The organism is Streptomyces sp. NBC_00190 (assembly GCF_036203305.1).
Taxonomy (GTDB): Bacteria; Actinomycetota; Actinomycetes; order Streptomycetales; family Streptomycetaceae; genus Streptomyces.
The window spans coordinates 6,600,719-6,621,391 of record NZ_CP108131.1; the positions used below are offsets into that span (position 1 = coordinate 6,600,719).

Consider the following 20,673-nt stretch of genomic DNA (forward strand, 5'->3'; position numbering starts at 1 on the left):
CGTGGCGGCCATGGCTGCGCTGACGGGCTGCGCCCTACTGCTCGCCGGATGCGGGATCAAACGCACCGGGGTGATCGAGAGCGGCCATGCCGCCACCGTCAAGGTGCCCGACAGCAAGACCGCTGCCGTCCTCTACTTCATCTCCAAGGACGGCGACCGGCTCGTCCCGGTCCCCTTCTCGATCGGCACCGACTACATGCTCGCGCCCACGCCACTGCTGCGGGTGCTGTTGGACGGCCCCAGCGGTCCGGCTTCGGCGGCCGGACTCACCACGGCCCTGCCCCGGGTGTCCGACGCGCAGTCGGACGCGGCCTCGGTGAACAAGTACTCGCCGGGGAAGGGGCTGACGGTCAGTGTGCCGTTCCCCGTGGCCGGTCTGTCCGACCTGGCCCGCAAGCAGCTGGTGTGCACCTTCGGCGTCTCCGCCGTGCCGGACACCGTCACTCCGGTCGCCATCCAGGGCACCGACACCACCCTCCCCTCCGCCGACTGCAACCCGCGGCACTGACGCACGCGGCCGTCCCGCGGTTCCTGTCCGCAGGGGGCCGCGCCCTTGCGGGCGGGGCCGCCCACCCGTCACGGTAGCCCCATGGACCACGCCGCAGACGTCCCCGACGTCTTCGACCCCCGCGTCTACGCCGTCGGCGTCCCGTACGAGCGCTACCGGCTGCTGCGCGACCGCCACCCCGTGGCCTGGCAGCCGGAGCCGGAGATCCAGGGCTGGCCGGCCGGCCCCGGCTTCTGGGCCGTCACCCGGCACGCCGACGTCGTCCGGGTCCTGCGCGACCACCGGACGTACTCCTCCTGGCTGGGCGCCACCCAGATCCGCGACCCCGACCCGGCCGACCTGCCGTTCCTGCGCCGCACCATGCTCAACCAGGACCCGGACAAGGCCGCCGGCGACCACGGCAGGCTGCGCCGGCTCGTCGCCCGCGCCTTCACCCCCGCCCGCGTCGACGCCTTCGCCGCGCGGGTACGGGACCGCGCCCGCAACCTGCTCGCCGCCGCCCGGGACAAGGCCGAGGACGGCGCCACCGACGTGGTGCGCACCGTCACCGACGAATACGCGCTGCTCAACCTCACCGACCTGCTGGGCGTCCCGCCCGCCGACCGGGCCCTGCTGCTGGAGTGGACCGTACGGGTCATCGGCTACCAGGACCCCGAAGACGCCCCGGCTCCGCTCCTCGGCCCGGACGGCAAACCCCTCAACCCGCGCTCACCGGCCCTGCTCGGCGAGATGTTCGCGTACGCCCGCGAACTGGCCGCCCACAAGCGCGCGCACCCCGGCGACGACGTGATGACCGCCCTCGCCCAGGCCGGACTCGACCCGGCCGAGCTGGAGATGTTCTTCTTCCTGCTCACCGTCGCGGGCAACGACACCGTGCGCAGCGCGGCGCCCGGCGGGCTGCTCGCGCTGGCCCGAGACCCGGGGGACTACCGCCTGCTCGCCGGGGGCCGGGCCCCGATGGAACGTGCCGTCGACGAACTCCTGCGCGTGCACCCGCCGGTGCTCAGCTTCCGCCGGACCGCCGCCGTCGACACCGAGCTGGCCGGGCAGCGCATCAGGGAGGGGGACAAGGTGGTGGTCTTCCACGCCTCCGCCAACCACGACGAACGCGTCTTCACCGACCCCGGCCGCCTGGACCTCGGCCGCACGCCCAACCCGCACGTCTCCTTCGGGGACGGCTCGCACGTCTGCCTCGGCGCCCACTTCGCCCGGCTCCAGCTGCGCACCTTCTACGAGGAGTGGCGCGCGGTCATGCCCCCGCCCGAACTCGCCGGACCTCCCGGGCGGCTGGTCTCCAACTTCATCAACGGGATCACGCGTCTGCCGCTACGGGTGTCCGGGCCGCGGCGGTGACGTCCGCCACCAGCTCCGTCACATCCGGCCCGTAGGCATCGGAGTTGATGACCTTCAGCAGGACGCAGAAGGACTCGCGGCCGTACTTGCGGGCCAGCCCCACATGGTGCTTGGCCAGGTAGCGGGCGGCGGCCTGGTTGCTGTTGGCGGTCTGTCCGGAGAGCAGGAACACGGGCCGGGAGCCGTGCCGGGTCGTCAGCCGAGCCAGCAGCACGTGCTCGACCATCCCCTTCTCCCAGCGGTACTTCTCCTCGCCGATCCGGATCGCCCCGCGGTCCGGATCGCCCGACTCGAGGCTGACGTCGACGAGGACACCCGGGAGCATGGAGGTCAGGTGCGCGGTGGTGCGGGTGTTGGAGGCGGGCCCGCCGACGCAGAACTCGGTCCGTTCGCCGAAGCCCTGGCGGGCCCCGTCGTGGGTGACGATCTGCACGGTCGCCCCGCAGTCCTTGATCAGGGCGGATATCTCCAGCAGCGCGAAGGCGTCGTTGCGGTGCAGTGACGAATCCTTTCCGCCCATCTGCCGGTTGACCACGAACAGGCAGTCGGATCCGGTCGGCAGGCCGAAGAAGGCCTGCTTGCGGCGGAGCGCGCGGCGCCAGAGGTAGGTCCGGGAGAACCAGCCGAACCCGCCGCTGAGCGCGGTGGCGATCACCCCGAGCACGATGTTGCGGACGTCGTCGTTCATGCGGCGGATGGTAGCCGTCGCACGGCCTTCATGACGCGAGGGGTCCCGTGAAGTTAGGCTGCGGTGGCATGGTCTGACCGGCCGTCGACTGGAGGTACCGATGCGTGGTCCCGCCGCACGTCACTTAGCACTCGTCGCCCTCGCCGGGGCGCTGGTGTCCACCGGGGCGGCCGCTCCGCCCTCCGCCGCCGACGCGACCGCCACCCCGGCCAAGGTGCCCGTGGCCGCCGGCTACGGCGGGGCCGTCGCCAGCGTCGACGCCGACGCCTCCGCGGCCGGCATCGCCGTACTCCGCTCCGGCGGCAACGCCGTGGACGCGGCCGTCGCCACCGCCGCCGCGCTCGGCGTCACCGAGCCCTACTCGTCCGGCATCGGCGGCGGCGGCTACTTCGTCTACTACGACGCCGGCTCCCGCCGCGTGCACACCATCGACGGCCGCGAGACCGCCCCCGCGACGGCCACTGCCTCGCTGTTCCAGGAGAACGGCGTCCCCATCCCCTTCGCCGAGGGGCAGACCAGCGGCCGCGGGGTCGGCGTCCCCGGCACCCCCGCCACCTGGAAGAGCGCCCTCGAATCCTGGGGCAGCCGCCCGCTCGGCCAGCTGCTGAAGCCCGCCGAGAAGCTGGCCCGCGACGGCTTCACCGTCGACGCCACCTTCCGCGCCCAGACCGAGCTCAACCAGGACCGGTTCAAGGACTTCCCGGACACCGCGAAGCTCTTCCTGCCGGGCGGCGCCCTGCCGGTGGTCGGCTCCACCTTCAAAAACCCCGACCTGGCCGCCACGTACGCGGAACTCGGCCGCAAGGGGACCGGCGCGCTCTACCGGGGCCCGATCGCCGACGACATCGTCCGGGCCGTCCGCAAGCCCCCGGTGAACCCCGCGGCCACCCGGAACGTCCGGCCCGGCGACCTGACCGCCGACGACCTCACCGCGTACGGGACCAAGCGGCAGGCCCCGACCCAGGTGAGCTACCGGGGCCTCGACGTCTACGGCATCGCCCCCTCCTCCTCCGGCGGCACCACCGTCGGCGAGGCGCTGAACATCCTGGAGCGCACCGACCTCTCGAAGCTGTCCGAGGCGCAGTACCTGCACCGCTTCATCGAGGCCTCGCGGATCTCCTTCGCCGACCGCGGCCGCTGGGTCGGCGACCCGGCCGCCGAGGACGTGCCGACGCGGGAGCTGCTCTCCCAGCGGTACGCCGACTCGCGCGCCTGCCTGATCAAGCCGGACCAGGCGCTGACCAGCCCGCTGGCTCCCGGCGACCCGAGGCACCCCGTACCCTGCGCCACCACCGGGAAGGCGGCGCCGTCCGCCTACGAGGGGGACAACACCACCCACCTGACGGTCGCCGACCGCTGGGGCAACGTGGTCTCCTACACCCTGACGATCGAATCCACCGGCGGCAGCGCGATCACCGTCCCGGGCCGGGGCTTCCTGCTCAACAACGAGCTGACCGACTTCTCCTTCGCCCCGATCGCGCCGGGTGTTCCCGACCCGAACCTGCCCGGCCCCGGCAAGCGGCCGCGCTCGTCCATGTCACCGACCATCGTGCTGGAGCACGGGCGGCCGGTGCTCGCGGTGGGCTCCCCGGGCGGTGCCACCATCATCACCACCGTCCTGCAGACCCTGATGGGCCACCTGGACCGGGGTCTGCCGCTGGTCGACGCGATCGCTGCGCCGCGCGCCAGCCAGCGCAACCAGACCACCACCGAGCTGGAGCCGGGCCTGTGGAACAGCCCGGTGCGCGCCGAACTGGAGGCGATCGGGCAGGCCTTCCGGCAGAACCCGGAGATCGGCGCCGCGACCGGCGTGCAGCGCCTGCCCGACGGGCGCTGGCTGGCGGCGGCCGAGACGACCCGCCGCGGCGGCGGCTCGGCCATGGTCGTCCACCCGCACGGCAAGCCCTGAGCACGGACTAGGTCCTGTCGTCAAAGTAGGGCGAGGCGGGACTTTTGACGACAAGGCCTAGGGGGCAGTGAGGATCCTGGGGCCGTCGGCGGTGATCGCGACCGTGTGCTCCGCGTGCGCGGCGCGGCTGCCGTCGGTGGTGCGCAGGGTCCAGCCGTCGCCGTCGCAGGTGTAGTCGTCCGTACCGCCCGCGGTCAGCATCGGCTCGATCGCCAGGACCATGCCGGGGCGCAGCTTCATGCCGCGTCCCGGCGGGCCCTCGTTGGGGACGCCGGGGTCCTCGTGCATGTGGCGGCCCACGCCGTGGCCGCCGAAGCCGTCGGGGATGCCGTATCCGGCGGCGCGGCAGACCGTACCGACCGCGTGGGCGATGTCGCCGATCCGGTTGCCGGGCACCGCTGCCGCGATGCCCGCGGCGAGGGCCGCCTCGGCCGTCGCGATGAGCCGCAGGTCGGCGGGGCGGGGCCGGCCGACGGTGAAGCTGATCGCCGCGTCCCCGACCCAGCCGCCGAGCCTGGCCCCGCAGTCGACGCTGACCAGGTCCCCGTCACGCAGCCGGTACGTGCCGGGGATGCCGTGCACGATGGCGTCGTTGACCGAGGTGCAGATCACGGCCGGGAAGGGCACCGGCGCGAACGCCGGCCGGTAGCCCAGGAAGGGCGAGGCCGCGCCCGCCTCGCGGAGTACGTCGCGGGCCACCCGGTCCAGGTCCTGCAGGCACACCCCGACCCGCGCTCTCTCCCGTACGGCCGCCAGGGCATGTGCGACGACGCGGCCGGCGGCGCGCATCTCGTCGATCGACTGTTCCGTCTTGAGTTCAACCATGCCAATAACTATACCGGTATAACTTTAACGGGATAGTTATTGGTGCGTGCGGGTAGGATGGGGGCATGGTCCGTACCCCCCTGACTCCTGAAGAGCGCGAGCGCGGCGAGCGCCTGGGCGCCCTGCTGCGTGAGGCGCGCGGCGCGCGCAGCATGGTCGAGATCGCGGCCGGAGCCGGGCTCTCGGCCGAGACCCTCCGCAAGATCGAGACCGGCCGGGCACCCACCCCCGCCTTCTTCACGGTGGCCGCCCTCGCCGAGGTCCTCGGCCTTTCCCTGGACGACGTGATGCGGCGCTGCTCCCTCGTGCCCGTCTGAGTCCGGCCCGCGGCCGATCGGCCCAATGGGCGGTGGGAGCGCCCGTACGCGGGGCAAGCGTGAAGGCGTGTCTGCCACGAACGCATCCAAGCGACTCGGTTTCGGATTCCTCGGCGCGCTCCTCGCGGGCGGCCTGCTCCTCGCGGCCTGCGTCGCCCCCGACGGCCGGGACCGGTCCGAAGGCCCGGGGGACGTGGTCCTGCGCGAAGACGCGCCCGGTCGGGGATCGCGCGACAGCCCTTAGGGTCGGGCCATGGATGTCGAAGAGCTGGGCAGGGCGAAGTACGTCAGTCTCATCACCTTCCGCAAGGACGGCACGCCTGTGGCGACGCCGGTGTGGGCGGTGGCCGACGGTGGAGAGCTGTACGTGTGGACGCGCAGCGAATCGTGGAAGGTCAAGCGGATCCGCAACGACGGACGGGTCACCGTCGCCCCCTGTGACGTGCGCGGGCGCGTCGAAGAGGGGGCGCCGGTGCGGGAGGGTGAGGCCCGGCTGCTCGACGAGGCGGGGCTGCGGCGGGTGCGGGGGCTCATGTCGCGCAAGTACACGTGGCAGTTCTGGGTGGTGGACGTGCCCGCCATGGTGGTGCGGCGGGGGCGGCGGCCGCACACCGGGATCGCCGTCAAGCTTTGAGGTGCCCGTAGCCCGCCCGTAACACAGGTGGGATCCAATGCGGTCATGGAGACCGCGACTTCGCTGACGATCGGTCAATTCGCTGAATACCTGCGTGGGTTGACCCAGAGGTTGGATCCCGGAGCAGGTTGGTACGGGGAGTTCCTGCGCCGGGATCCGGAGGGTCTGCGGGCCTGTCTCAACGGGGCGGCCATACCGCCGTGGGACGTGGTGGATTCGCTCCTGCGGGACCTGGCGGCGGTGCGGGGCGAGCAGATCGCGGGGCGGGAGACCGTATACGCCGCCCGGCTGCGGGCCGCCGCGGTCACCGCGTGGGACAGGCTGCCGGGCGGGATGGAGGAGCTGCGGACCCAGTACGCGGCGGCGGCCGCGCAGCGGGCCGACGCGGGGGAGGCCCTGCGGAGCCTGACGGCCCGGCTCGGCGGCGCCACCGACCCGGCGGAGGCGGACGCCCTGGCCCGGGAACTCTCCTGGACCCAGGACGACGCGGCCCGCGCCGCGTCACGCCACGAGGACATCTCGGCCCGCCTCTCGGCCCTGCGGGCCGGCGCCCCGGGCGAGGCGGTGCGGCCCGCCGGGCCGGAAATCCCGCAACCGCCCTCCAGCGTGTCCCGCCAGCAGCCGGCACCGGCCGAGGCGCAGGTGCGGACCCAGGCCGAGGTCCAGGCGCAGGTTCAGGCCGGGGCCCAGGCCCGGGCACAGGCCGAGGCGCCGGTCGAGGCGCCGGTCGGGCGGGCCGAGGGACGGTGGCTGCGCGGCGCGCGGCGGGCCGGGGGCGCCCGGTACGCGGGCTCGGCGGCGCCCGGAGCCCCGGCCTTCACCCCGCCGCCGGGCCACCCGGACGGTGACCCGGCCCCGGGCGGGCCCGGATCGGCTCCGCGCGGGGCACGCTTCGGCACCCCGGAGCCCCGACCGGCTGGGCAGGACGGCGGGGCGGTGCCCCCGGCCGGGCCCGGCGGGCCGGGACATGAGGCCCGGGGCCATACGGAAACCGGCCCAGGGCTCGCAGAGGCGGCAGCCGGGACCGGCGGGTTCCCCGCGGGCCAGGCCGGGAGCACGCGGGCCGTCGTCGGCGAACTGATCGCACTGCGCGCGGCGGGGCGCGGCGGAGAGGCGCACGCGCTGCTCTGCGAGATCGCGGCCTGGCCCGCGGACCGGCTGCCCGGCCTCGCCGACCAGCTGGTCCGTGCCGGGCTCGCGGCCGACTGGGCCACCCTGTTGTGGGAGGCGGCCTCGCTCCCGCCCGAGCGGCTCGCCGCGGCCGCGGCCGCCCTCGGCGGGGCCGGCCGGGAGGCCGACTGCGACCGCCTGCTGCGCCAGGGCGTGGCACGCCCGCCCGGCGAGATCGCCGAGGCGGCACTCGCCCTCGGCACGGCCGGCCGGACCCGGGAGGCCGACGCCCTGCTCGGCGCCTTCGTCCGGGTCCGCACCGCGGAGGAGGCCGCCGCCTTAGCCCGCCGGGATCCGCAGTGGTTCGCCCCGCGCCTGCTCCAGGCCGCCGCGGCGCTGTCCGGAACACGTCACCGCGACGTGGTCCACGCCCTGCGGGTGGCAGGGATCGCCGCGGCGTAAACCGCCCGTCTCCTGACCGCTGTCGATCGCGGGGCGACGTAACCTGATCGACTACTCCAACCGTGCACGGCGGTCTTGCCCCACGGTGTGACGAGGCCTACGTTCTACTCCCTACGCATACCGTCTACGTGCGTAGAACCCGGCGTTCCCGTCGCGAGGAGCAGCTCATGGCCCAAGTCGTCCGCGCCGCGCTGGTCCAGGCCACCTGGACCGGAGACACCGAATCGATGATCGCCAAACACGAGGAGCACGCCCGGCGGGCCGCCGCCCAGGGCGCGAAGATCATCGGTTTCCAGGAGGTGTTCAACGCCCCCTACTTCTGCCAGGTCCAGGAGCCCGAGCACTACCGCTGGGCCGAGGCCGTCCCCGACGGCCCGACCGTCCGCCGCATGCAGGACCTCGCCCGCGAGACCGGCATGGTGATCGTCGTACCCGTCTTCGAGCTGGAGTCCGAGGGCTTCTACTACAACACCGCTGCCGTCATCGATGCCGACGGCAGCTACCTCGGCAAGTACCGCAAGCACCACATCCCCCAGGTCAAGGGCTTCTGGGAGAAGTACTACTTCCGCCCGGGCAACCTCGGCTGGCCCGTCTTCGACACCGCCGTCGGCCGGGTCGGCGTCTACATCTGCTACGACCGCCACTTCCCCGAGGGCTGGCGCGCACTGGGCCTGGCCGGGGCCCAACTGGTCTACAACCCGTCCGCCACCCACCGGGGCCTGTCCGCGTACCTGTGGCAGCTGGAGCAGCCGGCCGCGGCCGTCGCCAACGAGTACTTCATCGCCGCGATCAACCGCATCGGCCAGGAGGAGTACGGCGACAACGACTTCTACGGCACCAGCTATTTCGTCGACCCGCGCGGCCAGTTCGTCGGTGAGACCGCCAGCGACAAGGAGGAGGAACTCCTCGTCCGCGACCTCGACTTCGGCCTGATCAAGGAGGTCCGCGACCAGTGGGCCTTCTACCGCGACCGCCGCCCCGACGCCTACGGAGGGCTCGTACAGCCGTGACCAACCCGATCCCCCTGCACAGCCGCCACCTCACCGTCATGCCCGACTGGCTCGCGCTCTACTACGACCGCCCCATCGAGCTCACCCACGGCGAGGGCCGCCACGTCTGGGACGCCGACGGCAACCGCTACCTCGACTTCTTCGGCGGCATCCTCACCACGATGACCGCCCACGCCCTGCCCGAGGTCACCAAGGCCGTCTCCGAACAGGCCGGGAGGATCATCCACTCCTCCACCCTGTACCTCAACCGGCCGATGGTCGAACTGGCCGAGCGGGTCGCCGCGCTGTCCGGCATCCCCGAGGCCCGGGTCTTCTTCACCACCTCCGGCACCGAGGCCAACGACACGGCCCTGCTGCTCGCGACGACGTACCGCCGCTCCAACCAGATCCTGGCGATGCGCAACAGCTACCACGGCCGGTCCTTCTCCACCGTCTCCGTCACCGGAAACCGCAGCTGGTCCCCGACCAGCCTCTCCCCGCTCCAGACGTACTACGTCCACGGCGCCGTCCGCACCCGCGGCCCCTTCGCGGAGCTGTCCGACACCGAGTTCACCGCCGCCGCCGTGGCCGACCTGGAGGACGTGCTCGGCCAGGCCCGAGGCGGAGTGGCCGCGCTCATCGCCGAACCGATCCAGGGCGTCGGCGGATTCACCTCCCCGCCCGACGGCCTGTACGGGGCCTTCCGCGAGGTCCTGGACCGGCACGGCATCCTGTGGATCAGCGACGAGGTGCAGACCGGCTGGGGCCGCACGGGCGAGCACTTCTGGGGCTGGCAGGCCCACGCCCAGAACGGCCCGCCGGACATCCTCACCTTCGCCAAGGGCATCGGCAACGGCATGTCCATCGGCGGGGTCGTGGCCCGTGCCGAGGTGATGAACTGCCTGGACTCCAACTCCATCTCCACCTTCGGCGGCTCCCCGGTCACCATGGCGGCCGGCGCCGCCAACCTCGCGTACCTGCTGGAACACGACCTCCAGGGCAACGCCCGCCGCGTCGGCGGCCTGCTGCTGGAGCGGCTGCGCGCGATCGCCGCCCACGTGCCCGCCGTACGGGAGGTGCGCGGCCGGGGCCTGATGGCCGGCCTGGAGCTGACCCGGCCCGGCACCGACCAGGCCGACCCGGAGGCGGCAGCGGCCGTCCTGGAGGCCGCCCGCGCGGGCGGCCTGCTGATCGGCAAGGGCGGCGGTCACAACACCAGCGTGCTGCGCATCGCGCCGCCGCTCTCCCTCACCGTCGCCGAGGCGGAAGAGGGTGCCGAGATCCTCGAACAGGCGCTCCGCAGCATCCAGTAGGGGGACTTCCATGAGCATCCGCACCCTGATCCGCGGCGGCCTGGTGGTCACCGCCGCCGACGAACTCCACGCGGACGTCCTGATCGAGGACGGCCGCGTGGCGGCCCTGGCCGCGCACGGCTCCGCGGCAGCCGAGGCCTGGACGGCCGGCCGCACGATCGACGCGAGCGGGAAGTACGTCATCCCGGGCGGCGTCGACGCGCACACCCACATGGAGCTCCCGTTCGGCGGCACCTCGGCCTCGGACACGTTCGAGACCGGAACCCGGGCCGCCGCCTGGGGCGGCACCACAACGATCGTCGACTTCGCCGTCCAGAGCGTGGGCCACTCCCTGCGCGAGGGCCTCGACACCTGGTACGACAAGGCCGACGGCAAGTGCGCCGTCGACTACGCCTTCCACATGATCCTCTCGGACGTCAACGAGGGCACCCTCAAGGAGATGGACCTCCTGGTGGGGGAGGGCGTCACGTCCTTCAAGCTGTTCATGGCCTACCCGGGCGTCTTCTACAGCGACGACGGGCAGATCCTGCGCGCCATGCAGCGCGGCGCCGCCAACGGCGGGCTGATCATGATGCACGCCGAGAACGGCATCGCCATCGACGTCCTCGTCGAACAGGCCCTGGCCCGCGGCGAGACCGACCCCCGCCACCACGGCGAGGTCCGCAGGGTGCTCCTCGAAGCCGAGGCCACCCACCGCGCCATCCAGCTCGCACGGGTCGCCGGAGCCCCCCTGTACGTCGTCCACGTCTCGGCGGAGGAGGCGGTGGCCGAGCTTGCCGCCGCCCGCGACAAGGGGCTGCCGGTCTTCGGGGAGACCTGCCCGCAGTACCTCTTCCTGTCCACCGACAACCTCGCCGAGCCCGACTTCCAGGGCGCCAAGTACGTCTGCTCCACCCCGCTGCGCCCGCGCGAGCACCAGGAGGCGCTCTGGCGGGGGCTGCGCACCAACGACCTCCAGGTGGTCTCCACCGACCACTGCCCCTTCTGCTTCCGCGGCCAGAAGGAGCTGGGCCGCGGTGACTTCTCCAAGATCCCCAACGGACTGCCCGGGGTGGAGAACCGCATGGACCTCCTCCACCAGGCCGTCGTGGACGGGCACATCAGCCGCCGCCGCTGGATCGAGATCGCCTGCGCGACCCCGGCCCGGATGTTCGGCATCTACCCGCAGAAGGGCACCATCGCGCCGGGTTCCGATGCCGACATCGTCCTCTACGATCCGCACGCCGAGCAGGTCATCTCCGCCGAGACCCACCACATGAACGTGGACTACTCGGCGTACGAGGGCAAGCGGATCACCGGACGCGTCGACACGGTGCTCTCCCGCGGCGAACTCGTCATCGACCGGCGCGAGTACACGGGCCGGGCCGGCCACGGGGTCTTCGTCCCCCGCACCACCTGCCAGTACCTGTAAGGAGTGTCCGCCATGGACTTCGGCCTCGTCCTGCAAACCGATCCACCGGCTTCGCAGGTCATCAGTCTCATGCGCCGTGCCGAGCGCAACGGGTTCCGCTACGGCTGGACCTTCGACTCCGCCGTGTTGTGGCAGGAGCCGTTCGTCATCTACAGCCAGATCCTGGAGCACACCCGAAAACTGCACGTCGGGCCGATGGTCACCAACCCGGGTACCCGCACCTGGGAGGTCACCGCCTCCACGTTCGCCACCCTCAACGACATGTTCGGCAACCGCACCGTGTGCGGGATCGGGCGCGGGGACTCGGCGATGCGCGTCGCCGGGCGCGCGCCGAACACCCTGGCCCGGCTCGGCGAGGCCATCGAGGTGATCCGCGACCTCGCCGAGGGCCGGGAGGCGGTCGTCGACGGCAACCCGATCCGCATTCCCTGGATCCGGGACGGGAAGCTGCCGGTATGGATGGCCGCGTACGGCCCGAAGGCCCTTGCCCTGGCCGGGCAGAAGGCGGACGGGTTCATCCTCCAGCTCGCCGACCCCTACCTCACGGAGTGGATGGTCAAGTCGGTCCGCCAGGCCGCAGTGGAGGCAGGCCGCGACCCGGCCGCGATCACCATCTGCGTGGCGGCCCCCGCGTACGTGGGCACGGACCTCGCCCACGCCCGCGACCAGTGCCGGTGGTTCGGCGGAATGGTCGGCAACCACGTCGCCGACCTGGTCTCGCGCTACGGCGAGCACTCCTCGATGGTCCCCGACGAGCTCACCGAGTACATCAAGGCCCGCCAGGGCTACGACTACAGCCACCACGGCCGCACCGGGAACCCGTCCGCGGACTTCGTCCCCGACGAGATCGTCGACCGCTTCTGCCTGCTCGGCCCGCCCGAGGCCCACATCGAGAAGCTGCGCGCCCTGCGCGACCTCGGCGTCGACCAGTTCGCCCTCTACGACATGCACGACGCGAAGGAGGCCACGATCGACGCCTACGGGACGCACGTCATCCCCGCGCTGAGCAGCTGACGTCACCGGTCCTCGCCATCCGCCCGACGCGGCGCCGGCCCCCGTTCTTCAGCGCGGGGCCGGCGCCGGGGAGCCGGCCGGGACGTGGGGGCGGCCGGCGGACATCGTCAGGCGGACGTCGCGCAGGGCGGCCAGATCGGCCAGTGGGTCGCCGGTGACGGCGATCAGGTCGGCGCGGTAGCCCGGGGCGAGGCGTCCGGTGTCGGAGGCGATGCCCAGGGCGAGGGCGGCCTCGACCGTGGCCGCGTCGATGGCCTCGGCGGGGGAGAAGCCGATGTGGCGGAAGAACTCCAGGCTCGACACGAAGCCGTCGAAGACGGCGTGCGCCACGCCCGCGTCCGTGCCCGCGATGAGCCGTACCCCCTGACCGGCCATCCAGCGCAGGCGGTCGAACATCTCCTCGGCCCGCTCCGGGCCGAAGCGCCGCGCGAAGCCGCGCCAGTCCGGGCTCGCCGCGGGACAGACCCGGATCCCCTTCGCCGCGATCTCGGCGACCAGGTCCTCCCGCACGTCGAAGCCGTCCCGCGCCATCCAGGTGCAGTGCTCGATCGTGTCGACGCCCGCCGCCACCGCCGCCGCGATGCCCTCGGTGCCGTGCGCGTGTGCGGCCACCGGCAGACCGGCGCGGCGGGCCTCGGCCACCACCAGGCCCAGTTCCCCGGCGGTGAACTGGGCCTCCCAGACCGGCGGGCCGCCCTTGGTGATGCCACCGCCGGTGGCCATCACCTTGATCACGTCGACGCCGTCCCGCACGTTGCGCCTGACCAGGCCGCGCAGGGCCTCCTCGTCGCTCACCTCGCCGCCGAAGAACCAGCAGTGGCCGCCGGGGCGGGTCAGCGGGGTCCCGGCGCTGAGGATGCGCGGACCGGGTGCGGCGTCCTGCTCGATCGAGTGCCGCAGGCGCAGGGCGAGGCCGCCCCGGTCCCCGAGGTCCCGTACGGTCGTCACGCCGCTGTCGAGCAGGAGCCGGGCCCGCTCGGCCATCCCGGCCAGCAGTCCGGTGTCATCGGTGTCGAGGAGGGCGGTGACGGGGTCCGGCCCGGCGTCGAGGGCCAGGTGGACATGGCAGTCGATCAGTCCGGGCAGCACCGTGCCGTCGGGGAACGAGACGACCGTTGCCCCGGCTGCGGCCAAGGGTGCGATCTCGGCCCGCGGGCCCACGCCTGCGATCGTCCCGCCGCGGACCAGTACGGCGCCGTCGCGCAGCCGCTGACCGCCGGGCCCCGTGACGAGCTGCCCGGCAGTGATCAAGTACTCCATGGACTCACACCTTCGTGTCGGTCGCCCCGCAGGATCCGGCGGAGCGGTCATGCGGCCCCAAGCGCGTCCGAGAGCAGCAGGAGCTGGTGCACGTCGTCGTCGAGGCTGTCGCCCCGGGGGAGGGCGATCGCCACCGCCCCGGACGGGGCGGGCACCCCGGCCGAGTACTCCCGCAGCGCCCGGCGCAGGTGTCCAGCCACGACGTCAGGCGGCAGCCCGCCGACCGGCCCGGCCTCGGTGAGGGGCGCGAGGTACGGGCTGAGCCGTACGAGCCCGTCCCGGCACTCCACCACGCGCCGGTAATAACGCCGGTGTGCACCGAGCGGGCCCCGCCAGGCGGGCCAGTCGCGCCAGCCGCCGGACGGCGCCGGGTGCAGGGCGTTCTCGGGGAACGCCGTGTGCAGCGCCGTCCACAGCGGAGTGAGCCGGCGGTAGGCGCGCCGGTGCCGCCACCGCAGGCGCAGCGCCGTCAGCCGGTCGGCCACCCCGGGGTACAGGACGCCGACGACGAAGAGCGGAATCGCCAGGTCCAGCAGCAGTTTGACGCTGGTGATCACAGCTGGGGGAACGGCGCCACCGCCGGCGCGGACGAGGGTCAGCACGGCGCGCAGGGCGCCCGCGCCCACCATGCACGCCAGGGAGACGGCGACCAGCCGCAGTCCGACGGCGAGCGAGCCGCGTGCGGTCCCGACGTACCGCAGGGTCCACCACAGTGCCATCGCGAGCGCGTACGTCAGGTAGATCCCGGCCGCCAGGTAGAACACGGCGGTTCCGGCCACCCGCATGTCCGCCGTCGCGTAGACGTGGGTGCGCGCGGCGCGCGGGGTCGCGAGCGGGGCCGCCGTGATGACGACCGCGGTGATCACGAGCGGGATCAGCTCGATCCGGGCACGCCGGCGGCCGCTGCGCGGGTCCGAGGCCGATTGCAGATAGAAGCACATGAGCCAGTAGGCGGTGCCGAGCAGCAGGACGTTCTGCACCAGCTTCGTGGTTCCGGCGCCGGCCATGGCGTCGACATCGTCGGCGACGCTGCGCAGACCCATGGGGAAGGACAGGCAGGCGCAGAGGATGCAGTACGTCACGGCCTGAAGAGGACGGTCGTACGGGGCCTTGGCGATCTGGTGGATCATCCGGACGAGGGCGACCAGCAGGACCGCGCCGAGCAGGATCGTCAGCACGTCACAGCCACCCGCGCCGCTCGGTCAGCGCCCTCTGGATGCGCCCGGCCGAGGAGTCCCGTGGTGCGGGCCGGGCGACCTGATCGAGGAGGCGGGCCCATTCGAGGATGATGGTGGCCATCGTCTCCGCCTCGCGTTCGCGCTCCTCGTCGTACGAACTGCGCCCCAGGAGCCGCTTGACCACGTCGAGGGAGATGTTCGGCATGATCGCGCCGAGCAGTGCGTCGTCGAGTTCACCGCTGTGGTGATCGGCCAGGATGTGCCCGACCTCGTGCACGATGATGTGGTCCTGGTGCGCCTTGCTGGTTTCCTGCTGGTAGAAGATGTAGTCGGTGGTGTCCGTGGCGATCCACAGCCCGTACGGGCCGTTCGCCGGGAGCCGGTAGGGGACCAGGTGGATGGGCCGGCCCCGGCGCTCTCCGAGGAGTCTGCACAGTACGGCGACGTCCAACGGCGGCTGGACCCCCAGCGACCGGAGTTCACGCTTGCAGCGCCGCCGTAACTCGCTCTCTTTCAGCAATCTTCCTCCCCCGTGCCACACCGGCCACACACGACCCATGCAACATGAGTCGGGTTCGGACAGACAGGGGGAATCAGGTCATGAATCCTGGGGCTCGCCCAGTGCGTCCTTGTCCGGAGTGCGCTGGGACAGTCCCTCCAGGGTCCGTACGCGCTCGATGAGTTCGCTGATCGAGTTCAGGCTCGCGGAGGAGAGGCCGGCGGCCCGCAGGGCGACGTGCTGGACGTTGGAGTCGCGAAGTGCCGCGAGGAGGGCGAGCTGCACGTGGACGTCGGAGGCGACCTGGTCGTTGAAGAAGTAGGCCGGAGGGACGCCGAAGAACTTGGCTATGCCTTCGAGGTGCTTGAGCGTCGGATTGTCGCGCTGGCCTTTGCGCAACAGCCAGATGTAGCTTCCGGAGATGGGTATTCCGGTCTCGGTGATGGCCCGGGCCACTTCTTCGGTGTTGTACGGCTGACGGCCGGCCGGTACCACCGTTTCGAACAGGTGATTGATCTTGTCGGCAAGGGTGAGTCTCGCACCGCCGTCCGAGCTGGCCAAGGTTGCACCTCCCTGTGTCCAGGGCAATCTACTGGCACGGCGTCGGGTGCGTCGACGCCCGGTGGCGTGTTGACACCTGTCGGAGCCGAGGCTAGCGTCCCCATCCGGATCGATCTTCGACTCATATTGGATGCAACTCGACTCGGGCGTACCTGAGTTGCCGTGGCTCGTCCTGAAAACGAGCTCGTCACGGCGCCCGAGCCCGGAGAGCTCGGACGAGGGACGGCATGGAACTTCGCATACTCGGACCGATAGAAGCCTTCGACGGCGGCCGCCCCCGCTCGCTGGGCGGGATGCGGCCCAGAACCCTCCTCGCGGCCCTGGTCCTGGCGGGGGAGCACGGGCTGTCCCAGTACGAGATCCAGCAGGCGTTGTGGGGAGCGGCCCCGCCCGCGACGGTACGCGCCCAGGTGCACACGCACGTCTCCCGGCTGCGCAAGGCGCTGGGGGGCGCGGTCGAGTTCGTCCGGCTGCCCCGCGGGTACGGGCTGCGGGCGAGCGGCGCGACCGTGGACTACCTGGAGTTCGAACGCCTGGCCGCCCGCGGCCGCGACGCACAGGCGGCCGGACGGCTGGAACAGGCGTCCACCCTGTTCGCCGAGGCGCTGGCGCAGTGGCGAGGTCCCGCCCTCGCCGGTGCCACGGAGTTCCTGGACGCCTCGCAGGCCCCCAGGCTGGAGGAACTGCGGATGTCCGTACTGGAGGAGAAGACGGCCGCCGACCTCGCCCTCGGCCGGGCCCGTCACGTCGTCGGCGAGCTCACCGCGTCCGTCGCGCAGTTCCCCTTCCGTGAGCGGCTCCGGTCCCTGCTGATGAGCGCGCTCTGCCACAGCGGCGGGCAGGCCGAAGCCCTCACCGTCTACCACGAGGGCCGGGCCGTCCTCGCCGAACACCTCGGCGTGGACCCGGGGGAGGAACTCAACAGCACCTTCCAGTCCCTGCTCGCCGGCACCCTGGACGCCCGTCGGCCGTCCCCGCGGGTCCCCGGCCCCACGGGCGAGGCTCCCTGCCGCGGTGACGGGGCGTACACCGCGCTGCCCCCGGACCTCGTGGACTTCACCGGCCGGCACGCCGAACTGCGCAGGCTCCGGCAGTGGCTGACCCCCGCACCGGACGACGCGGGCTGCACCGGGCCCGTCGTGGTCACCGGCATGGCCGGCAGCGGCAAGACCGTACTGGCGGTGCGCGCCGCGTACGGCATCGCGCCCGCCTATCCCGATGGCCGGCTGTTCGCCCGCTGCCACGACGCCGGGGGCCGTCCTCGACCGCAGGCCGAGGTCGTCGACGACCTCCTGCGCGGCCTCGGTGAACGCCCTGACCCGGCGGTGGGGGCACAGGAGCGGATGTGGTTGTTACGCACCCTCCTCGACAGGCTGCGCTGCCTCGTCGTCCTCGACGGCGCCGACGAGGCGCAGGTGCATCCCCTGGTCTCCGGTGGCGGCCGGTCCCAGTTCCTGCTCACCGGGCGGCCGCGGTTCGCCGACCTGCCCGGTGTCCGTGTCCTGGCCCTGGGCGGCCTGGAGCCGCGCGAGGCACTGGACCTGCTCAACGGGATCACCTGCGGTTCGGCGGTCGCGGGGGGCCACCGGGAGGCGGCCGAGCGGCTGCTGCGCCTGTGCGACCTGCATCCCGCCACCATTCGCGCCGTAGCCGCGCAGCTGACCGCCCGGCCGCACTGGACGCCGGGCCATCTCGCCGACCGGCTGGCCGACCCCGGCCGCGACACCCTCGGCTTGCTGCGCATCGGTGAACTCGACATCGGCGCGGCGCTGCTGTGCAGCGTCGCCGGGCTTCCCGACCGTCCCCGCCGCGCTCTGCGCGGGCTCGCCGGCCTGCGGATGCGGCACATCACGGTGGGCGCGGCCGCCGTCGCGCTGGACCTGCCGACCGGGGCGACCGAGGACCTCCTCGAACTGCTGGTGGACGCCCACATGCTGGGCGTGGCCGGACCCGCCGGAGACGACGGCTTCGTCTTCGAGCTGCCCGGCCTGCTGATGTGCGTACTGACGGCCGACAGCGCTGCCGAGAACACGGAGAACGCGCAGACCACGGAGGGATCGGAGTTCGTGCGGGGCGAGGTCATCCGGCGCGGCGGTGCGCCGTGCCGGGCACGGCCTATAGCCGCTGTATAGCGACCGGCAGCCCTGATATAGCCAGCTTTTGCAGCATATTCCGAGCAGTTGATCTGTGTCCCATCCACGGGAGGTCACGTCGTGTCCGACGCCACGCTCAGCCCAGGCTTTACCGACCATGCCGAACTCCGGCGCATCAACCGGGCCACGGTCGAGACGTACATGCACACCACCGGTCAGGACCGTCTCAAGCGCCATCTCCTCTTCGTGGAGGACGGCGAGGGCGGCCTGTGGACCGCCGACACCCCCGGACCCATCGCCATCCGCGGCCGCGACCGGCTGGCGGAGCATGCCGTCTGGTCCCTGCAGTGCTTCCCCGACTGGGTGTGGTTCAACATCCAGATCTTCGAGACCCAGGACCCCAACCGGTTCTGGGTGGAGTGCGACGGCGAGGGGGCGATCCGCTTCCCCGGCTACGAGGACGGCCACTACAAGAACCACTTCCTCCACTCCTTCCTGCTGGACGGCGGGAAGATCGTGCAGAACCGGGAGTTCATGAACCCCTTCAACCAGCTCCGGGCGCTCGGTATCGAGGTGCCCGTGGTGCGCCGGGAAGGCATCCCCACGTGAAGGCGATGATCGCGTGGTGGGAGCTCGCGGAGTCCGCGCAGACCATCGAATCGCTCCGAGGGTTCCTGTGTGACGAGGCCGTCGCCGCCTGGTCCGACCAGCCCGGCCTGGTATTGAAGCTGTGGATCGCCGACGACGAGAACAACCGCTGGGGCGCGGTCCTGGTCTGGGAGTCCGCGGAGGCGGCCACACCGCCGCATCCGCGCAGCGCCGGCGAGCTGATCGGCTATCCGCCCACCCACCGGACCTGGTTCGACATCGAGGCGACCGTCGAAGGACGGCACGCACTGACCTCCCTCGTCGGCCTGGGCCGGGCGCTGGAGGTGCGGGGACGATGACGACGCCGTCCGACCAGGGCGCCGGGGCGGCTCCCGTCCGTGAACCCGAAGAGTTCCGCAAGCCCCCGGCCGACCCCTTGGCCCTGCTGCGCACCTGGCTCGACCGGGCCAAGGAGGAGGTCCGCGAACCGGGTGCGATCGCCCTGGCGACCACCGGTGCGGACGGCCGCGCCTCCAGCCGGATCGTGCAGCTCAACTCGCTCTCGGACACGGGCCTGGTCTTCACCAGCCACCGCGGCAGCCCCAAGGACCGTGAACTCGCCGTCATGCCCTGGGCGTCCGGGGTGCTCTACTGGCGCGAGAGCGGCCGTCAGATCATCGTCGCCGGCCCGGTCGAGCAGCTGCCCGACTCCGACTCCGACGCCCTGTGGGCAGCCCGGCCCGTCACCACCCACGCCATGTCGGTGGCGTCGAGGCAGAGCGAGGTGCTGGCGGACGTGGAGGCCCTGCGCGCCCACGCCGCGCGGCTGTCGGCGCTCGGGCCGCTGCCCCGGCCCGAGCCGTTCGTCGGCTACCAGCTGGTCCCGCACTGCCTGGAGTTCTGGGAGTCGAGCCCGGACCGGCTGCACCGCCGGCTGCGCTACGACCACCAGGGCGGTTCCTGGTCGGTCCTGAGGCTCCAGCCGTGACCGGAGTACAGGAGGTGGCCGCCGGCGTCCGTCCGGCGGCCACAGGCCCGGGGCGGGCCTCGCCCGCACGCCGGCCGCACCCATGCCCTGATGTTGCCCGCCCGGCCCGGAGCGAAGGAACGAACTGACCATGTACCAGTACGTCGTTGCCGACGCCTTCACCCACACCCCCCTCGAAGGGAACCCGGTCGCCGTCTACCTGGACGCCGCCGCTCTCACCCCCCGCCAGATGCAGCGCATCGCCCGCGAGATGAACCTCTCGGAGACCACCTTCGTCCTGCCGCCCGAAAACGGCGGCGACGCCCGCATCCGGATCTTCACCCCCGTCAACGAACTGCCGTTCGCCGGCCATCCGCTGCTCGGCACTGCCCAGGTCCTCGGCGAGGAGCGGTGCGCCGGCCGCCTGCTGCTGGAGACCGCGATGGGCGCCGTCCCCGTGGAGCTGGAGCGTGCCGGGGAGCGGATCACCCGCATCCGCATGCGTCAGCCGATACCCGTCTGGGAGCCGTACGAGAAGACCCCCGAACTCCTCGCCGCCCTGGGCCTGACCGACTCAACCCTCCCGGTCGAGGTCTACCGCAACGGTCCCCGCCATGTCCTCGTCGGCCTGCCCGACGTCGAGGCCCTCGCCGCACTGCGCCCCGACCACCGTGCCCTCTCCGCCTTTCCGGACATGGCCGCCAACTGCTTCGCCGGCGGCGGCCGCACCTGGCACACGCGCATGTTCTCGCCGGCGTACGGCGTGGTCGAGGACGCCGCCACCGGTTCCGCCTCCGGCCCGCTGGCGATCCATCTGGCCCGGCACGCACTGATCGAGGACGGTACGGAGATCGAGATCACTCAGGGCGCCTGGATGGGCCGGCCCTCCACCATGTACGCGCGGGCCACCCGCGAAGGCGACCGCGTCACGTCGGTCGAGATGAGCGGCAGCGCGGTGACCGTCGTGCGCGGCACCCTCCTCCTCTGACGGCCC

22 protein-coding genes are annotated in these 20,673 nt (G+C 72.5%); 16 read left to right on the forward strand and 6 right to left on the reverse strand.

All coding sequences use genetic code 11. The features are described 5' to 3' along the window. The first annotated feature begins 1 nt into the window (after position 1). Both OG429_RS31000 and OG429_RS31005 read left to right on the forward strand, forming a co-directional pair. A complete protein-coding gene (locus OG429_RS31000; protein WP_328928547.1) occupies positions 2-508 on the forward strand; it encodes a hypothetical protein in 507 nt (168 codons plus the stop codon). Positions 509-589: 81 nt separating this feature from the next. Next, complete coding sequence (locus tag OG429_RS31005) at positions 590-1,861, forward strand: cytochrome P450 (protein ID WP_328928548.1); 1,272 nt, start codon at positions 590-592, stop codon at positions 1,859-1,861. Here OG429_RS31005 and OG429_RS31010 read toward each other — a convergent pair. Then, positions 1,821-2,549: a hypothetical protein gene (locus OG429_RS31010; RefSeq protein ID WP_328928549.1), complete on the reverse strand. Its 729-nt coding sequence runs from the start codon at positions 2,547-2,549 to the stop codon at positions 1,821-1,823. The two genes, OG429_RS31005 and OG429_RS31010, sit on opposite strands and share 41 nt — an antisense overlap. A gap of 100 nt (positions 2,550-2,649) precedes the next feature. Between OG429_RS31010 and ggt the strand changes: the two genes are divergently transcribed. Continuing rightward, on the forward strand, positions 2,650-4,458 hold the full coding sequence (gene ggt, locus OG429_RS31015; RefSeq protein WP_328928550.1) for a gamma-glutamyltransferase: 1,809 nt from the start codon (positions 2,650-2,652) through the stop codon (positions 4,456-4,458). A gap of 57 nt (positions 4,459-4,515) precedes the next feature. On the opposite strand, the gene map is transcribed toward ggt, so the two are convergent. After that, positions 4,516-5,283: a type I methionyl aminopeptidase gene (gene map / locus OG429_RS31020; protein WP_328928551.1), complete on the reverse strand. Its 768-nt coding sequence runs from the start codon at positions 5,281-5,283 to the stop codon at positions 4,516-4,518. A 65-nt stretch (positions 5,284-5,348) separates the two neighbouring features. On the opposite strand from map, the gene OG429_RS31025 reads away from it, so the two are divergent. From OG429_RS31025 to OG429_RS31060, 8 genes are all read left to right on the forward strand, one after another. Beyond that, complete coding sequence (locus tag OG429_RS31025) at positions 5,349-5,600, forward strand: helix-turn-helix domain-containing protein (protein WP_328928552.1); 252 nt, start codon at positions 5,349-5,351, stop codon at positions 5,598-5,600. 67 nt (positions 5,601-5,667) lie between these two features. Continuing rightward, the gene (locus tag OG429_RS31030; protein WP_328928553.1) at positions 5,668-5,844 is read left to right on the forward strand and encodes a hypothetical protein; all 177 of its coding nucleotides are present in this window, start codon (positions 5,668-5,670) and stop codon (positions 5,842-5,844) included. Positions 5,845-5,853: 9 nt separating this feature from the next. Further along, on the forward strand, positions 5,854-6,234 hold the full coding sequence (locus OG429_RS31035) for a PPOX class F420-dependent oxidoreductase (protein WP_328928554.1): 381 nt from the start codon (positions 5,854-5,856) through the stop codon (positions 6,232-6,234). Between the two features lie 207 nt (positions 6,235-6,441). After that, positions 6,442-7,806 carry a hypothetical protein gene (locus OG429_RS31040; protein ID WP_328928555.1) on the forward strand — a complete coding sequence of 455 codons (1,365 nt, stop codon included), beginning with the start codon at positions 6,442-6,444 and terminating at the stop codon, positions 7,804-7,806. A 167-nt stretch (positions 7,807-7,973) separates the two neighbouring features. Further along, positions 7,974-8,816, forward strand: a complete 843-nt coding sequence (locus tag OG429_RS31045; RefSeq protein WP_328928556.1) for a nitrilase-related carbon-nitrogen hydrolase — start codon at positions 7,974-7,976, stop codon at positions 8,814-8,816. Positions 8,817-8,854: 38 nt separating this feature from the next. Beyond that, positions 8,855-10,108: an aspartate aminotransferase family protein gene (locus OG429_RS31050; protein ID WP_328930476.1), complete on the forward strand. Its 1,254-nt coding sequence runs from the start codon at positions 8,855-8,857 to the stop codon at positions 10,106-10,108. 10 nt (positions 10,109-10,118) lie between these two features. Beyond that, on the forward strand, positions 10,119-11,519 hold the full coding sequence (gene hydA / locus OG429_RS31055) for a dihydropyrimidinase (RefSeq protein ID WP_328928557.1): 1,401 nt from the start codon (positions 10,119-10,121) through the stop codon (positions 11,517-11,519). A 12-nt stretch (positions 11,520-11,531) separates the two neighbouring features. Continuing rightward, complete coding sequence (locus tag OG429_RS31060) at positions 11,532-12,533, forward strand: TIGR03842 family LLM class F420-dependent oxidoreductase (protein WP_328928558.1); 1,002 nt, start codon at positions 11,532-11,534, stop codon at positions 12,531-12,533. Positions 12,534-12,581: 48 nt separating this feature from the next. Here the strand turns inward: OG429_RS31060 and OG429_RS31065 are convergent, their stop codons facing one another. The 4 genes from OG429_RS31065 to OG429_RS31080 form a co-directional block, all read right to left on the reverse strand. Further along, positions 12,582-13,793, reverse strand: a complete 1,212-nt coding sequence (locus OG429_RS31065) for an amidohydrolase family protein (protein WP_328928559.1) — start codon at positions 13,791-13,793, stop codon at positions 12,582-12,584. A 47-nt stretch (positions 13,794-13,840) separates the two neighbouring features. Continuing rightward, on the reverse strand, positions 13,841-14,971 hold the full coding sequence (locus tag OG429_RS31070) for an MAB_1171c family putative transporter (RefSeq protein WP_328928560.1): 1,131 nt from the start codon (positions 14,969-14,971) through the stop codon (positions 13,841-13,843). A gap of 1 nt (position 14,972) precedes the next feature. After that, entirely contained in the window at positions 14,973-15,491 is a 519-nt protein-coding gene (locus OG429_RS31075; protein WP_328928561.1) for a hypothetical protein, read from the reverse strand. A gap of 78 nt (positions 15,492-15,569) precedes the next feature. After that, a complete protein-coding gene (locus OG429_RS31080) occupies positions 15,570-16,031 on the reverse strand; it encodes a helix-turn-helix domain-containing protein (RefSeq protein ID WP_328928562.1) in 462 nt (153 codons plus the stop codon). 227 nt (positions 16,032-16,258) lie between these two features. Here OG429_RS31080 and OG429_RS31085 point away from each other — a divergent pair, with 227 nt between their 5' ends. The 5 genes from OG429_RS31085 (at position 16,259) to OG429_RS31105 (ending at position 20,667) form a co-directional block, all read left to right on the forward strand. Continuing rightward, entirely contained in the window at positions 16,259-18,163 is a 1,905-nt protein-coding gene (locus OG429_RS31085) for an AfsR/SARP family transcriptional regulator (RefSeq protein ID WP_328928563.1), read from the forward strand. An 81-nt stretch (positions 18,164-18,244) separates the two neighbouring features. Further along, positions 18,245-18,733 (forward strand): PhzA/PhzB family protein, encoded by a 489-nt coding sequence (locus OG429_RS31090; protein WP_328928564.1) that lies wholly within the window; start codon positions 18,245-18,247, stop codon positions 18,731-18,733. 5 nt (positions 18,734-18,738) lie between these two features. Further along, on the forward strand, positions 18,739-19,071 hold the full coding sequence (locus tag OG429_RS31095) for a hypothetical protein (RefSeq protein WP_328930477.1): 333 nt from the start codon (positions 18,739-18,741) through the stop codon (positions 19,069-19,071). Further along, a complete protein-coding gene (gene phzG, locus OG429_RS31100) occupies positions 19,068-19,700 on the forward strand; it encodes a phenazine biosynthesis FMN-dependent oxidase PhzG (protein ID WP_328928565.1) in 633 nt (210 codons plus the stop codon). The genes OG429_RS31095 and phzG overlap by 4 nt, the downstream gene beginning before the upstream one ends. Positions 19,701-19,830: 130 nt before the next feature. After that, the gene (locus OG429_RS31105) at positions 19,831-20,667 is read left to right on the forward strand and encodes a PhzF family phenazine biosynthesis protein (RefSeq protein WP_328928566.1); all 837 of its coding nucleotides are present in this window, start codon (positions 19,831-19,833) and stop codon (positions 20,665-20,667) included. Positions 20,668-20,673: the final 6 nt, after the last annotated feature.

What these genes read in the sequence shown, in the direction of transcription:
- OG429_RS31035 (WP_328928554.1), top strand. Translation starts at nt 5,854, where the DNA reads ATGGATGTCGAAGAGCTGGGCAGGGCGAAGTACGTCAGTCTCATCACC.
- OG429_RS31065 (WP_328928559.1), bottom strand. Translation starts at nt 13,793, where the DNA reads ATGGAGTACTTGATCACTGCCGGGCAGCTCGTCACGGGGCCCGGCGGT.
- phzG (WP_328928565.1), top strand. Translation starts at nt 19,068, where the DNA reads ATGACGACGCCGTCCGACCAGGGCGCCGGGGCGGCTCCCGTCCGTGAA.
- OG429_RS31095 (WP_328930477.1), top strand. Translation starts at nt 18,739, where the DNA reads ATGATCGCGTGGTGGGAGCTCGCGGAGTCCGCGCAGACCATCGAATCG.
- hydA (WP_328928557.1), top strand. Translation starts at nt 10,119, where the DNA reads ATGAGCATCCGCACCCTGATCCGCGGCGGCCTGGTGGTCACCGCCGCC.
- OG429_RS31045 (WP_328928556.1), top strand. Translation starts at nt 7,974, where the DNA reads ATGGCCCAAGTCGTCCGCGCCGCGCTGGTCCAGGCCACCTGGACCGGA.
- OG429_RS31060 (WP_328928558.1), top strand. Translation starts at nt 11,532, where the DNA reads ATGGACTTCGGCCTCGTCCTGCAAACCGATCCACCGGCTTCGCAGGTC.
- OG429_RS31105 (WP_328928566.1), top strand. Translation starts at nt 19,831, where the DNA reads ATGTACCAGTACGTCGTTGCCGACGCCTTCACCCACACCCCCCTCGAA.
- OG429_RS31010 (WP_328928549.1), bottom strand. Translation starts at nt 2,549, where the DNA reads ATGAACGACGACGTCCGCAACATCGTGCTCGGGGTGATCGCCACCGCG.
- ggt (WP_328928550.1), top strand. Translation starts at nt 2,650, where the DNA reads ATGCGTGGTCCCGCCGCACGTCACTTAGCACTCGTCGCCCTCGCCGGG.
- OG429_RS31005 (WP_328928548.1), top strand. Translation starts at nt 590, where the DNA reads ATGGACCACGCCGCAGACGTCCCCGACGTCTTCGACCCCCGCGTCTAC.
- OG429_RS31025 (WP_328928552.1), top strand. Translation starts at nt 5,349, where the DNA reads ATGGTCCGTACCCCCCTGACTCCTGAAGAGCGCGAGCGCGGCGAGCGC.
- map (WP_328928551.1), bottom strand. Translation starts at nt 5,283, where the DNA reads ATGGTTGAACTCAAGACGGAACAGTCGATCGACGAGATGCGCGCCGCC.
- OG429_RS31050 (WP_328930476.1), top strand. Translation starts at nt 8,855, where the DNA reads ATGCCCGACTGGCTCGCGCTCTACTACGACCGCCCCATCGAGCTCACC.
- OG429_RS31085 (WP_328928563.1), top strand. Translation starts at nt 16,259, where the DNA reads ATGGAACTTCGCATACTCGGACCGATAGAAGCCTTCGACGGCGGCCGC.